11 protein-coding genes are annotated in these 14,636 nt (G+C 32.4%); 1 reads left to right on the forward strand and 10 read right to left on the reverse strand.

The features are described from left to right. The 10 genes from NH26_RS19270 to tgt all read right to left on the reverse strand — a co-directional run bounded on the left by NH26_RS19270 (position 1) and on the right by tgt (position 13,408). Positions 1-804: an SDR family NAD(P)-dependent oxidoreductase gene (locus tag NH26_RS19270; RefSeq protein ID WP_044227105.1), complete on the reverse strand. Its 804-nt coding sequence runs from the start codon at positions 802-804 to the stop codon at positions 1-3. Between the two features lie 71 nt (positions 805-875). Continuing rightward, positions 876-1,748 carry a B12-binding domain-containing radical SAM protein gene (locus NH26_RS19275; protein WP_044227108.1) on the reverse strand — a complete coding sequence of 291 codons (873 nt, stop codon included), beginning with the start codon at positions 1,746-1,748 and terminating at the stop codon, positions 876-878. 295 nt (positions 1,749-2,043) lie between these two features. Continuing rightward, the gene (locus NH26_RS19280) at positions 2,044-3,669 is read right to left on the reverse strand and encodes an aspartate:alanine exchanger family transporter (RefSeq protein WP_199880250.1); all 1,626 of its coding nucleotides are present in this window, start codon (positions 3,667-3,669) and stop codon (positions 2,044-2,046) included. A 251-nt stretch (positions 3,670-3,920) separates the two neighbouring features. Beyond that, entirely contained in the window at positions 3,921-4,841 is a 921-nt protein-coding gene (locus NH26_RS19285) for a universal stress protein (protein WP_044227110.1), read from the reverse strand. A gap of 144 nt (positions 4,842-4,985) precedes the next feature. After that, positions 4,986-8,201 (reverse strand): tetratricopeptide repeat protein, encoded by a 3,216-nt coding sequence (locus tag NH26_RS19290; protein WP_044227113.1) that lies wholly within the window; start codon positions 8,199-8,201, stop codon positions 4,986-4,988. A gap of 133 nt (positions 8,202-8,334) precedes the next feature. Continuing rightward, the gene (locus NH26_RS19295; protein WP_044227116.1) at positions 8,335-8,580 is read right to left on the reverse strand and encodes a hypothetical protein; all 246 of its coding nucleotides are present in this window, start codon (positions 8,578-8,580) and stop codon (positions 8,335-8,337) included. Positions 8,581-8,813: 233 nt separating this feature from the next. Next, positions 8,814-10,508, reverse strand: a complete 1,695-nt coding sequence (locus NH26_RS19300) for a DUF6909 family protein (protein ID WP_044227120.1) — start codon at positions 10,506-10,508, stop codon at positions 8,814-8,816. 120 nt (positions 10,509-10,628) lie between these two features. Continuing rightward, on the reverse strand, positions 10,629-11,378 hold the full coding sequence (locus NH26_RS19305) for a class I SAM-dependent methyltransferase (RefSeq protein WP_044227123.1): 750 nt from the start codon (positions 11,376-11,378) through the stop codon (positions 10,629-10,631). 227 nt (positions 11,379-11,605) lie between these two features. Next, positions 11,606-12,202, reverse strand: coding sequence for a hypothetical protein (locus NH26_RS19310; RefSeq protein ID WP_199880251.1), 597 nt, complete (start codon positions 12,200-12,202; stop codon positions 11,606-11,608). Positions 12,203-12,271: 69 nt separating this feature from the next. Next, positions 12,272-13,408: a tRNA guanosine(34) transglycosylase Tgt gene (tgt, locus tag NH26_RS19315; protein ID WP_044227129.1), complete on the reverse strand. Its 1,137-nt coding sequence runs from the start codon at positions 13,406-13,408 to the stop codon at positions 12,272-12,274. A gap of 368 nt (positions 13,409-13,776) precedes the next feature. Between tgt and NH26_RS19320 the strand changes: the two genes are divergently transcribed. Further along, positions 13,777-14,586: a hypothetical protein gene (locus NH26_RS19320; RefSeq protein ID WP_044227132.1), complete on the forward strand. Its 810-nt coding sequence runs from the start codon at positions 13,777-13,779 to the stop codon at positions 14,584-14,586. Positions 14,587-14,636 lie beyond the last annotated feature (50 nt).

Consider the following 14,636-nt stretch of genomic DNA (forward strand, 5'->3'; position numbering starts at 1 on the left):
TTAGTAATTATTTAAAATGGATTCGGTTAACTGAATTAAACTATAGTTTAATTCAGAATTGTAAGCGTCGGTATGTGCTTGACCAATTCTTCCCTGATCATTATCAAAATAGATACCTGATTTGTCTTTATATTGCTCACTAACAGCTAAATCGTAAAGGATGTTTCCCCCTTTGTCTGCCCCTGACCAAAACTTACCGTAAGCTACTTTGACCATATTAGTATTTAATAGTGAACCAGGGTTTACAGCAATAACTACCAGGTCTTTTTCTTCTTGAGCAAGGGTAAAAGACCATTGTGTTAAAGCTAATTTACTTTGTGCATATGTAGCATTTTCTGAAAGTGCAGTGCTTCCTTTTAAGGCATCAAATGATACGGGTGATTGTGCAGCTGAACTAAGATTAATTATTCTAGCCTCTTCTGATTTTTTTAAAAGCGGTAATAACTCTTTCGTTAATAAATAAGGCGATAAGTAATTGACAACAAAACGTAAATCTAATCCGTTTTCGTTGGTTAATTTTTTACCATAGAATACCCCAGCATTATTAATAAGAATATCTAATTGTGTTAATGTCTCTTTTATCTCTATCGCCATCTTTTTTACGGCTTTAAATGAAGATAAATCAGCAACAAAACCATTTATATTTTGATTACCACTTTGGGTTTTGACTTCTTCTATAACAGTTTGAAGTTTTTCAGAACTTCTACCATGTAAATATATTGAGTGCCCGTCAGAGGCTAATTTGATGGCTGCTAATTTACCAATACCATCTGTACTACCTGTGATTAAAATAACTTTTTTCATGACTAATATTTCGGTGAATAAATATAATTATGTCAAGTCAACCTTATGTTGACTTGACATATTAATATGTTTTACCAAGCAAATGTTCTCAATGTTTCTTGATGAATCTCTGGGTGGTTGTTTCTTGCATGTTCTAAGTAAGTTAAGAAACGATCTTTTGATTCCATAAACATTCCCTTCATTGGGGTGATATTATTGCCATGATCTCCCCAATACATGGTATCAAATGTCATATTCTCTATTAAATACTTTTCTTCTTCAAGTATTTGAAGAGGAGATGCCTGAATAAATTCACCATCTTTAGCTTGTTGTTCTAGTGTTGTACCAGGCTGTAAAGCTAAAGCCATTGGAGCAATTTCTTCTGGCTGAATTATATTTAATAAATCAGTGGTTGCTTTGATATGTTCTTGTGATCTAGCTTTGCCACCAAGCCCGAATATAAATGAGGCTAATGTTCTAATACCTGCTTCTTTGGCTTTTCTAGCACCATTAATAATTTCATCGTGGTCTAACCCTTTTTCAACGAAATCTAAGGTATGTTGGTCTCCTGATTCTAATCCAATATAAGCCATTGTTAAACCTGCTTCTTTCAATATCTTTAACTCTTCAACAGACTTTCTGTTTAAATCATTATAGCTACTGTATAATGATATTTTAGTCAATTCTGGAAAAGTTTCTTTTATCTTTTGGATGACCTTTAATAGGTAATCAGTTTTTAAAACCATCACATTACCATCGGTTAAAAAGATTGAACCAACATAAGGATATAAAGTTCTTGCCTCCTCAATATCAGCAAGTACATCTTCTAGTTTTCTTTTTCTAAACTTCTTTTCTCTGAACATATCACAAAATGTACATGTATTATGTGTACATCCAATAGTGGTTTGAATAAGTAAACTTTCTGACTCTATCCAAGGGCGATAAATTTTTCCTTCGTAATGCATAGTGTTCTCTTTTTTCGTTTTTGACTATACAAAGGTGAGGGTAAAATTTAAGTAATTAGTAGTATGATTATTGGTTAAATAAGTACTATTATTGGAAGTATGGGTGTTTTTACTAATTTTTCATCTTTATTCTCTTGTTTTATGATGCTTGAAGCCAATAATAGTACTGTTTTTTTTGTTGGTGAGGTGAGCTTTTGATGACGAATATTCAAATGATAAGCTATAAAAAAACACCTGCCGAATCAATCAACAGGTGAATTTATATTTATAAGGATATATATAATATCTAATATTGTTATAGTCCTCCAATAATCTGAGCAACAATAATAATGGCTACTAAAGCAAAAGGATAAACAGTTGCATAGGCTACTTGAGGAGCATCGCTTTCTGTCATATTATCCATCGCTGATAAACCAGGAGTAGAAGTCATTCCGCCAGTTAAAGCTCCCATTAATGATAGGAAATTTACTTTAAACACAAAATGACCAAGGATAGTAACAATTAACATAGGTAATAAGGTGATCATCGCACCAATTCCGAATAATTGAAAACCATACTCACTAATTGTAGCTACTAGTTTCGAACCAGCCCCAACACCCACAGGAGTAAGGAATAATAATAAACCAAACTGTCTAAGTAAGGCATTTGCATTGGAAGGTAAGTGCCAAATAATTGGACCAGTTTTACCAAGTCTACTTAGACCTAAGGCAGCCATTAAAACACCACCTGTTAGACCTAGTGAGAAAGATGAACCTCCTAATAAAGGAATCTCGATCTTACCAAGTAAAACACCTACAATAATACCTAAAGCAACCGGAAGGAAACTTGGTGTTTCTACCATTTTGATACTATCACCAAATAATTCAGTTAAACCTTCTACGTTACCTTTTGTTGAAGAAATTAGAATTTTATCACCAAATCTAAGTTTTGTAGATGGGCGAGGAGTTAAATCTAAACCAGCTCTTCTAACTCTAGTAACAGTGGCTAAATAGTTATTATGTAAATCAAGTTCACCTAAAGATTTACCGACAATATTTCTTGAAGAAACAACGAACCAACGAATTTCATGATAACCAGAACGAGGGATTTTTTTATCAGTAACTTCTCCTAATAATAATTCAACACGTTTTAAAGCATCATCAGTACCTACAGCTTTCACTAAATCACCTTTATGGAGAATAGTTTCTTTTGTTGGTGGTTTACTTTCGTTGTTGTTAGGTTCCATTACACGAGACACATTGGCCTTTGTCATGAAACGAATGTTTAATTCTCCAATACTTTTGCCATCCACATTATCGTTGGTTACGATAAAGTTTTTGTTCATTAATTCTGGTGTACCTGCGTTAGCCTCATCTTCGTATTTTTTCTCTTCTTCTTCTACTTTTACACCAAAAATTTTTGGAGCAAGTTTGACAAAAAGAATAACACCAATTACACCAAAAGGATAGGCAATACCATAACCAATAGATGCTAAAGGTGATTGTGAACTTTCAATAGCAGCGGCTAAACCTGGAGTTGACGTTAATGCTCCGGTTAACAAACCAACAGCGATTTTAAAGTCAATATCGAAAGCTATGCCTAATGCAAAAGTGACAAGACCACCTGTAACAACAGAAATAATGGCTAAAATGATCAGTTTACTTCCTTGAGACTTAAAGGCTTCAAAGAAGGAAGGTCCCGCTTGCATGCCGATAGTGAAAATAAAAAGAAGTAATCCAATTTTTTGAATAATTGAAGGTATTTGGAAATCATCAAAACCAAGAGCGTTGGTTAAGTATCCATAGAACATAGCTACAAAGATAACAGCTGATAGTCCGAAGGAAACTCCCTTCACACTGATTTTGCCTAATAAAATACCAAAAGCAATTATTGCGAATAAAGCTACATAATCGGATTTTAGTAGCGAATAAAACATCTCCATGAAATGAAAGAATGTTAAGTTATGAGATAATATATTTTTTAGTACTTAATAGCACTAATTACTTTACAAATATGCTTCTTTTTTTTTCTTTAAACAGATGACTTAGTTCATCCTTTTTTCGAATAGCTTTATTTGTTGTTAAGGATTTTATATACACTATAAAAATGCTCCTTATCTTTTATTTAAATACAAATAAAAAGAGATAAGGAGCATTTTAATTATAAATTATTATAATACTTATTTTTGAGAAATTAAATTCTTTCAAATAAGTCAAATATATCTAGAGTTTTTTTCTTGTTCTTATAGATCAATAGGGGAATATTAAGATCAGATTGTAATAATTGTTCAGCTGTTGAACTTAATATCATCGAAGCCATCCATGTTCTGCTTTTAGAACCAACTACTACGATATTTGCACCTTCTGCTTTTACTGTTTTATAAATAGCATCAAACACACTTTCGGCATCACTTATTAAAACAGACTTAGTAGTGATTCCGTCACTATTTTTAGTTTTACTTACAAAATGATTTAGTTTCTTTTGAGAAACTTCTTCTAAAACTTTTGCAACCTCTTCATAACTCTTACCTGTAGAAGAATACCCTGACGGTACTTTATAACAATTGATAGCAGTTACTTCTACGTTATCAATTAATTGAGCAATTTCTTCTACTTGTTCAAGGGCTTCTTTAGAAGTATCACTAAAATCTATTGGTAAGATTACTTTTGGTGCTTCTTCATTTAATAACTCAGGAGCAAACATGATAGATGCAGGTGAGAATGAAGCAATTTTTCTAGCTATTGCACCAGTTTTATTTTTTTTGTCAGTTTTTCCTAAAATCACCAAACTAGCTTGCTTTCTTTTAGAAATTTTGATGATAGTTTCAGCAGGATCACCTTCTTCAATCATTAATTCATGATTTAATTCTTTAGCAAAAGGTAAATGCTCTGAAATAAGTTCCTCCATATCCTTTTTGATAGATTCATCCAAAGGACTTAACATATCAGGATATTTCTCGATGACTTCTTCTGGTAAATCTAAAGACTCTTGAACATGAATAAAATAAATTTTTTCAATTTCGTTACGTTGAATGTATTTACTAGCATGTTTTAATAATGGAATATCTTTATCAGTTCCATCTAAGGCAATAATTGTTCTTTTGAATACTGACATTTTATTTTGGTTTATGGTTAATCTATTTATAAATATAAAGTTAGCATTTCTGATAAGGTTTCAAATGATAACAGTCAGTAAACAAAAAAAGCTGTACAATATTCCATTGTACAGCTTTTAAAAAACTTTAAAAGTGAAAAAAAATTACTTTTCGAGCTTCTCAAGACGCATCATAGCAGCGGCATAAAAGTTACCTAGTGGATACTTTCTAATGTAAGATTTGTATCCTTCTGCAGTATCAATTTTTTGAGCTTTCTTCCAATCGTCCTCTTCTTTCACTTGAGAGTCGTTTTTCAAGTTTTTGATTTTTTCTTTCGCTTCTTTCCAGTATACCTTTTTTGTAGTGACATTTAAGTAATTAAAATAAGCACCAAGTGTATTTTCATTACAAGTGTCAATCCAAAGTTTTTCTTCTTCAGGGTCAGATTCTACAGTATCTTCCACTAATTCAACAGGTGTTTGATCTGTAGTTTCTTGGAAATTATCTTCAATTTGACTTGTTACTTCAGATCCAAAAGAAACTTCTTCAGTAGATTCCTCTTCTAAGGTAATTTCTTCTATCTCTTCAGTGGCGATTTCATCAATAATAGCAGGAACTTCTTCTTCAGTTGATGTAGGTTCTTCAAAAGTAGGAGTTGGTTCTGTAGTTTCAATACTAGAAACCTCTACTTCTTCACTATTTTGAATAGTATTGATACGAGAATAAGCATCAGCTAAATAAGAATTCTCTTCTGTTCTAGCAAGGTATTCTTTGTAGCTATCTACTGTATTAATTTTACTTGCAGTAGACCAAAGATCTTCCTCGTTTAATCCTTCACTAAATGTTGGTGAAGTCTCTGATGTATTATCTTCCGTATTAATAACCTCTTCTACTGTTTCTGTAGGTTCGCTAACGAATTCTTCAATAACAGACTCAACCTCTGTGATATCTTCTTCAACTTTAGGTTCAACTATTGTTGGAGTTGGAATAGGAGTAGATAAAGTTACTTCAGGTATTTCCCCTTGATCTATTTTATTAATTCTATAATATGCTTCTGCAATTTGATCTGCAGTTTTAGAATATTTGATGTATTCTAAATAAGAATCTTTAGAATTAAAGGTTTCAGCTCTTCTCCATAAGTCTTCTTCAGACATATTTTCAACATCATCTTCTGTTGTTGAAGGAGCGTCTTCTGTTGTCTCTGTCTCTGATGATATTTCTTCAGAAGTATCTATAGTTTCTTCAAAAGTATTCTCAATAATTTCAGATTCAATGTTACTATTTTCTTCTTTTTCTATAGCTGAATCAGAAAGTTGTTGCGCTTCTTCTAAACTAAATGAATCAGCACTTATTTCAGTAACTTGAATAGGAGACTCCTCTATTTTTTGCTCTTCAATTTCATCAGTCTGTGGATGTTCTTCCACCGTAACGTCAGATAAAGTTGCAGTATTTTCAGAAGGCGTGTTCTCTACAGAAGCACCGTTCTTTTCATCTTCAACTTCTCTAATGGCTTCATCCATTACAAGGTCGAGTTCTGAAACAGGTAAAGGCGTAGCTTCTTTTTGAGGTTTACTTTCAAGCTTTTTATTGAAAATTAATCGATCAGTTTCTGTCCATAATAACAGCTCACCTTTCAATCCTTTTGCTTCTTCAATTTTAGCTAAAACCTCTTCTATTGGTTCCATACGTAGATCCATTAGTAAAGCTCGATCAATTCCAAGCTCTTCTACAATAGGAGTCACCTTTGGAGGATCGACACTTACTGTTGGTGCTATGTCTTTTTGTTCTTTTATTTTTTCAGTAACAACAGTGTTGTTAATCTGCTCAATTCTTTGATGTGCTTTATTGATGTATTTCCCTTCTGGGAACATCGATAGGTAGAATTGATATCCTTCAATAGAATTCCATACAGCGGTTTTCTTCCAGATATTATCTTCGAGTTCTTTGGTTACTTCTTCCTTTGTTTGAGGTTGAAGTTCAGTAATTAATTCCTGTTTGATTTTTTCTCGAAGATCAGCTTCTAATTGAGATTCTTTTGATTTGATCTCTTCAGTCAATTGATTATTAATCTTTTGACCAAATTCAGCTTCAATTTCTTTTCTAACCTCTTCTCTTAATTCGTTTTCACGAAGCAGAACATTTTCACATTCTTGTTTTCTTCTAGCAACCACAGGATCATTTCTATGTTCCAATGCTTTACTATAGTAGTCTTTTGCTTCGTTAAACTGATTTTCGAAATAAGCTTTATCGCCTAAATCTACCCAATTAGCAAAGTTTAATTCAGTATCACAGTACTCAATTCTTTGTTTATAGGCAGCGTTTTCAGGAGTTAAATCTGAGAGTTGCTTATAAGTTGCTTTAGACGCAACAAAATCTTTTCTATCGAATTGATCAATTGCAATTTTCTCTAAAGATTTAACTATACCGTCTTTTGCTACATCTTCGTTACGTATTTCATAGGCAGCTGTAAAACGTTCTTTTGCAGCAATATATGACTGCGTAAGATACATGTGTTCAGCTTGTTGCAACGTTTCTATAAATGCAGCAAGATTATTGAATTCCTCATCGTTTTCATAATTTACAATTCCCTCTTTAAGTAAAGGAAGTGCATCATTAAAACGTTTTTCTTGGAAACACTTATCAATATCTACACGTAATTTCTTAGTGATAGAAAATCTTTTATTTAAACTGATAGGTGATTCTTCAGATTTATCTGAAAGGAATAAAGTTTCTTCTAGACCAACAGTAGAAGAAAAATGATTTTTTAAATCAGCAACTGTTAAAACTTCACTTTCTTTTTCCACACCTAGTTGGAAAATATCAGTTAAGCCAGCAGCGATACTTTTTGTACTATTCTCTTTATTGAACTCAGAAAGTATAAAAGACTTATTTGGCCCAAAAGGCATAAGTTCTTCAATAGTCTTTACTGATAATTCTTCAAATTTATCACCAAAGGTTTGTGCTTTTCTATATTCAGCATCTAGAATAATAAATGCTCTTTTTGCTTTCGATTCATTGATAAGTTCCACAATCTCATTTAGCGGAATTCCATTGATATGGCATTGCTGAATGGTCGTATGTGGAGAAGAAAGAATCAGTTTACCTCTTCTTTCGATTAAATATCCAGAATAGAAAAATATTAGAGTGTCTTCTGTGGTATCCGCAATTTCAGCAACACGCTCTTTTATCATCGTGTTCCCTTCGGAGTCTACCAAAGAAATGATATCTTTTTCATTCAGTCCAAGGATTTGTTGGTCTGTTAAAGTCTCTCTTAAAAGACTGATATCTTTATACACATGCTCTCTTCTTTGGAGTTGGTCGTCCTTAAGAAAAGTTCCGATTCCAATTAAAATTGCTCGGGATTTTGATGAGTCAAACATCAATGGCATATCAAATAGTACTAAAGAATTTCAATAATAAAAATTGTGCGAATGGTAATACAGTAGATTGGCCAATGCACTTCAAAAAATATAACGTTATGAATTGATTACTATTGTGCAAAGAGGATGGAATTTATTCATCATTAGAAAGATCTTTATCAATAGCATCATCATAGTCTTCTCTTATGATATTAATTTCAGCAAGGAAATCATCAGGATAGGGACTATTTTTTTCTTCTTGGGAAAGTTTTTTCTTTGCTGAATTGATTTTTTCCAGATCCACTTCTTCATCGCTTGAGTTATCAGCATTAAGTCTGTCCTCAGCTTCTAAAGCTTCCCAATCTATTTCTTCTGTCGATTTTTTATTTGAGTTTCCCATGGATTCCTTTGAATTATAAATAGTTTAAATAAAGAATGAAAAAACATACACGATGCTTTTAATAACTATTTATTTAATGGATTAAGATACTACAAAATTATAAAATATCTATCAAGATTGGAAGTTAAATAAGTAACAAAAAAAACAAAAATATTTATTTTAATATATAAAATATTATACCAAAAAAGCAGAAAGAGGTGATCTATCTGCTTTTTTATTGAATATGTTGAAAATTAAGCCCCTAAAATCTTTTCAAGGATCTTTAAAGTGATCGCATAGGTAGGTTTTACCCCTGTTAAACCTAAACTGCCATTGGCTAAAGTACTACCTGTTATTAACGGGTTGTCTGAAGCATAATAAGCATATCTTACTTTGACATCTTTTCTTATATTATTTCTAATTTTTGATGCTCCTTGAATGGCTTTTTGATAATGAGCCCCTTCCATTTCTAGTCCGATAGCTCCCCAAGATGATTCTTTGAAGTACTTTAAGATATCTTTATTCTGTAATGAGGTGCCTAGAACAGAAATCATAGGTCCATGAACAAAGTTCAGATTTAAATCTTTGAAATCTTTAAAGTCTTCTACCGTTAAATCATTTTCAACAGGGTAGTTGTCTGCAGTTCCTTCAAAAACATGAGCGTTAGGAATCATAATGTCTCCTTTTTCTCCTTTTAAAATACCTGCTTTACCCATAATGGATACAGATTGAACTTCCATTGGAATGTTTAGCCCATCACCGAAATAGGGTTTGAGCAATTCATCCATCGTTTCAAAAGCCTGTTCTCCAAATGCATAATCCATTACGATAATAATTGGTGCATTTTTCTTGTCCTTTTTCTTATTTAATTTAAGATTTGAAGGCAAAAGGTTGGATTGAATATTTGCTGTGTCAAAAACTTGAACCGAAATATTTGTTCCAGACTCTTCAGAGATTTGAATCATTCCTTTTTCAAAGGCTTTCTTTCTAATTTTATCTCTTAAATGTCCATTTTCAGGTTGACTGACCATTTCCATCAATTTATCAAAATCTGTTTCATTCACTTCATTTGATAAAGCTTCTTGAGCATAAAAAGAGTTCATCACACTATGTAAATTAGCACTGATAATGTGAATTGGTCTTTGTATTACCTCATGATCTAGAAGTACCTTTTTAATTCTTGTAGCCCATCTATCTCCATAAATATGGTGTCCAATTCTTTCTCTAAGTGTTGGACTAAAGCTAATAACTCTTGATTTACCTTTTTGAGCTTCATCAATGGCTAATTTACCCATCCAATAAACGATGTGGAAAAGCCCGTTATTTTTATCGCTATTTTGTACAAACCTCTTATGTGCATTTTTAGTTTCAGCATAAGTCTGACCTAATAATGTGGCAAGGTAAGTATAAGCTACTTCTTCATTTTGAATAGATAACTCTTCTTCACCTGTTACAATTTTTTCGAGTTGAATCCACTCTCTAACAGGGTTACCTTTATCATCTTCAGCATGTTCTTTAATTTTTTGTGCCTCTATATAGATAAAAGTAAGATGAGTAAGGATGTCATAAATTTCTGAACGACCTCTCGTTATTTCTATAAACATTTGCTCCTCATCAATTCTATAGCAATTACGTCTACGTGCATGAGGAATTATTTTCTCGAAAGAAGATTTTTCATAACCTTCTTCAGAAGTTAGTTTTATATATCGTGTTTCTTCTATCCCTTTTGGTAATCGATCATAGACATATACTAAACCATTGAGATCTACTTTCTGAGAATCTGCAAGTGTACCATATATCTCAGGTTGTAATATTAATAAGTCTTGCATTATAGCATGGCCCGATGCTCCTCCTGGCTTGTAATGACCTCTTATAAAAAGGTGACGCATTACAACATACATTCTTTCGATGGCAGCTCTTGATGCTTGTGCTCTAGTTAATTCTATCATAAATTATTTATATGTTTTATTTACAGTAAAGAGATTATTATATGGTAGGTTTGATTAAAAATAAATCATGGTGTATAAAAATAGCCTATATAAAATAGACTACTGATGATTTTTTATTTTTTAATCATTTCTTAATGTTAAGGACACTAAGTAGTGATTTAAATCTCCGACTTGTAGGAGTTCTATATCGTAACCAGCAGTGGCGGCATATTCTTCTAAAACAGGATAGCTCACGTATAACCAATCAAATTCAGGACCTTTGATGTCTTTAAACTCCATCCAATACTGAATCTGTCCATAATATTCTGCGGTGAGATCGATGAGGTAAGAACCGTCTTCGTCTTCAAATAAGTGGATGATATCAGAAGAGTCAAAAATCAATTGACCTCCTTCATTTAGAAAAGTTTTGGCTTTTAATAAAAAGTCGGCTAAACCATCTAAAGTACCTACTAGACCAATTCCATTCATCAACATCAAAAGAGAGTCGAACTTAGGTCCATCGTAGTGGTAGATGTCTCCAGCAATAACTTTATTAATTCCCCTTTTTTTCATGGTATTACAAGCTAGCATAGATATATCCATAGCTGTAACATCCTCACCTCTTTTTTGAAGGGCAAGAGCATGTGATCCTGCTCCAGCACCAACATCTAGAATTTTTCCTCTACACTTGTCTAGTGCGAGAACTTCTATCTCAGGCATGTCTTTTTCTTCTCTAAAAAGAAGGGGGACTGGAATGTCATCAGGCTCGCTAAAATCAGAATAGACCTTTACACAAAGATCTTCATTGTTCGAATCGAAAAAAGCAGAAATTCCACTTCCCATTGGGTCATTTTCAGGGGCTAATGTTTTACCAAAAACTTTTTCTGTCATATATTATATTCTCGTAGTATTGATAATGTAAAATTTTCGCAAATAACTATAAAAACATTGCCAAAACAAATAATCGCCAATTTATTAAGATTTGTTTGTTTTTTCAAACTAAATAAATTCTAATTTGCTAGTATTTAGCTGATTACATTATAGTTGATGAGATGGGTAATAAAAGGAGATCTATCAATAATAGTGCTTTATATCTAGAAATTAGGTAGAATAATTGGTTAAAAAAGAGCGACTAACCTGTAATAATCAACCAAGGTTATTCTGAAAGCTTCTCTTTCTTTTTTTGTAGATAAAAATGACATCGTTTTATCTCCAAAAGTGATTTCAAATTGTACACCATCTTTTTTTAGGGCATTGTATATTTCTGTCACAAAAGTAAACTGTTCTTTCATGCCTCCTTGTTGGTATCTGATTTCATCCCAAAAGCCAGAACTATCCGTCCACTTTACTTTATAATGCATATAACCATCGAATGTGTTGTTTGGTGAAAGCATGATATATGCATTTTGCGTTTTTTCGTGGAAAACAATATGTAATTGTATGATCGCTTTTGTCGAATCTTCTACTGATTTACTAATTTGATAGATTTGTATATCATCAGTAGCTTGATCAGCATCGATAATATCGTAATAAGAGGCTCGGACATTTTTAAAAAACATCCTTGTTTGATCTAAAGTATCGAATTTAGGTTGGTTAGGATCAATATAAATGTTTTTATGTGACTGACAGGAGAATAATAATAGGAGTAATAGGAAAGTGAAATGAGAGGGCTTCATCATGGGTGGCAGGTTTTTCTTTATAAAAATGTAGGACATGAAATTGCTTTCATGTCCTACAAAATAACTCTTTCTCGCAAGAATTGTTATTCTAATTTGTTGTAAATATTACAATCTCTGCATTAAAGTTGGGATAATAGCATTTTTCCACTCTCTAAAATCACCATCAATAATATGTTGTCTAGCCTCTCTAACTAACCATAAATAGAAAGTTAAGTTGTGAACACTAGCAATCATACCACCTAAAGCTTCACCAGCTTTGAAAAGGTGTCTTAAGTAAGCTTTAGAATAGAAAGTACTTGCATATCCACCTAATTGAGCATCCAATGGAGTATAATCGTCTTCCCATTTTTTATTTTTAAGGTTCATGATACCTTGTGTTGTAAAGACCATACCATGTCTAGCTTGTCTTGTAGGCATCACACAATCAAACATATCAACACCTAGTGCAATGTTTTCAAGAATATTAGCAGGAGTACCTACACCCATTAAATACCTTGGTTTATCTTCAGGAAGAATACTACAAACAAGTTCAGTATGTTCATACATCATTTCTGCGGGTTCACCAACAGAAAGACCACCGATAGCATTACCTTCACACTCAAAAGAAGCAATTTTTTCTGCCGATTGAGTTCTTAAATCTCTATATGTAGAACCTTGTACAATAGGGAATAGTGCTTGATGATAACCATATTTTGGTTCTGTTTCGTCTAGCCTATCTACACATCTTTGTAACCAACGGTGGGTAAGGTGCATAGAATTTTTAGCATAGGTATAATCAGATGGGTAAGGAGGACATTCATCAAAAGCCATGATAATGTCAGCACCAATTGTTCTTTCGATGTCCATCACTTTTTCTGGAGTGAACAAGTGTTTTGAGCCATCGATGTGAGAACGAAAAGTTACTCCCTCTTCTTTAATTTTTCTATTGTTTGCTAATGAAAATACTTGGTATCCTCCACTATCCGTTAGAATTGGACGGTCCCAACCGTTAAATTTATGTAGGCCACCAGCTTTTTCAAGAATTTCCACTCCTGGTCTTAAATAAAGGTGGTAGGTGTTTCCTAGTATAATTTCAGCATTTATATCTTCCTTTAATTCACGTTGATGTACCGCTTTTACAGTTCCAGCTGTACCAACAGGCATGAATATAGGTGTTTTTATTTCACCATGTTCGGTGGTAATTTTACCTGCACGTGCCTTTGTTTGAGGGTCTTTGTGCGATAATTCGAAAGTTAATCCCATATCTAAATTTTTTCTAATTGCAGCGCAAAGTGCAAAGGTAGTAAAGATAATTCATCTATCTCTTTTATTTATCTTTATTAATAATGAATAGTTTATGATATATTCCAACATATAATAATCATATTAATTAGTGTAGTTTTCAGAAATACATCTTAGGTAACAGAAACTAATAGGATAATTTGTAGTTACTTCATCAACTTAGTGTGATTTGCCAAAAAAATGTTTCCCTCTAATTTTAGTTTAAGGTAAATAATAGTTAATATTGTTTTAATAATTTTGGTGTAATCAAATTTTGAAATTCGTTTTAAGAATTGATTTTAATAAACACCCTTTTACTAACTTAAAATTGAATTAATTATCCAACTCTTATGATCAAGGATACATTGATTTTAATCAACAGAAGACTTCATTTTGCTCTTTTTTTCATCTTTATTTCGACTATAACTTTTGCTCAAGATGGTGAAATGATTGTTACAGGTGTATACAAAGGCTCTAATCTTTATGTAGAGAATCCTATGTTACAAGATGGCTCTTTTTGTATAAATAAAGTGCTTATCAACAACAGTGATATGCAAAAGTTACCCAATGCCTCTGCATTTGAAATTGAATTAAATCATATTCAAAAAGGGGATCATATTTCTGTGATTTTATTCCACTCTAATGATTGTGTACCAAGGATCTTAAATCCTAATGCAATTAGAGATAAGGGACATTTTCAATTTATAGAATTGGATGTTACTGAAGAAGGTTTGGAATGGGAGACATCAGGGGAAGCTGCTGAAGGCAGTTTTATGATTTTACGTTATGAACATAATAATTGGGTAGAAGATATGATCGTTCAAGGTAAAAGCGATGAACGAATCAATAAGTATCATTATAAAGTATTGCACCATTCTGGTGTCAATAAGTACAAGTTAAAATATATAGAGATTACTGGTAAAGTATATAACTCAGAAGTTTTATCTCATGAATCTTCTTCAGAACAAGTGAGGTTCTACCCGAATAGAGTGACTAAGTTATTATCTTTTACAAGGCCAGTACGTTTTGAAATACTTGATCAATACGGTAAAGTAGTTTTAACTGGAAATGATAATCAGGTAGATTGTACCGCATTAAATGGAGGGCGTTATTATTTTGTTAACTACGATAATAAAACAGAACGCTTTTTCAAGAAATAATATAAATCAAAATCAGATAAAAAGAGGTTGTCTCATAACAAAATGGGACA

This window comes from Flammeovirga pacifica (assembly GCF_000807855.2).
In the GTDB taxonomy this organism is placed as follows: Bacteria; Bacteroidota; Bacteroidia; order Cytophagales; family Flammeovirgaceae; genus Flammeovirga; species Flammeovirga pacifica.

Excerpts from the sequence above, each read along its gene's own strand:
- NH26_RS19280 (WP_199880250.1), bottom strand. The coding sequence starts at position 3,669 with ATGGAGATGTTTTATTCGCTACTAAAATCCGATTATGTAGCTTTATTC.
- NH26_RS19275 (WP_044227108.1), bottom strand. The coding sequence starts at position 1,748 with ATGCATTACGAAGGAAAAATTTATCGCCCTTGGATAGAGTCAGAAAGT.
- NH26_RS19295 (WP_044227116.1), bottom strand. The coding sequence starts at position 8,580 with ATGGGAAACTCAAATAAAAAATCGACAGAAGAAATAGATTGGGAAGCT.
- tgt (WP_044227129.1), bottom strand. The coding sequence starts at position 13,408 with ATGGGATTAACTTTCGAATTATCGCACAAAGACCCTCAAACAAAGGCA.
- NH26_RS19270 (WP_044227105.1), bottom strand. The coding sequence starts at position 804 with ATGAAAAAAGTTATTTTAATCACAGGTAGTACAGATGGTATTGGTAAA.
- NH26_RS19305 (WP_044227123.1), bottom strand. The coding sequence starts at position 11,378 with ATGACAGAAAAAGTTTTTGGTAAAACATTAGCCCCTGAAAATGACCCA.
- NH26_RS19310 (WP_199880251.1), bottom strand. The coding sequence starts at position 12,202 with ATGTCCTACATTTTTATAAAGAAAAACCTGCCACCCATGATGAAGCCC.
- NH26_RS19320 (WP_044227132.1), top strand. The coding sequence starts at position 13,777 with ATGATCAAGGATACATTGATTTTAATCAACAGAAGACTTCATTTTGCT.
- NH26_RS19300 (WP_044227120.1), bottom strand. The coding sequence starts at position 10,508 with ATGATAGAATTAACTAGAGCACAAGCATCAAGAGCTGCCATCGAAAGA.
- NH26_RS19290 (WP_044227113.1), bottom strand. The coding sequence starts at position 8,201 with ATGTTTGACTCATCAAAATCCCGAGCAATTTTAATTGGAATCGGAACT.
- NH26_RS19285 (WP_044227110.1), bottom strand. The coding sequence starts at position 4,841 with ATGTCAGTATTCAAAAGAACAATTATTGCCTTAGATGGAACTGATAAA.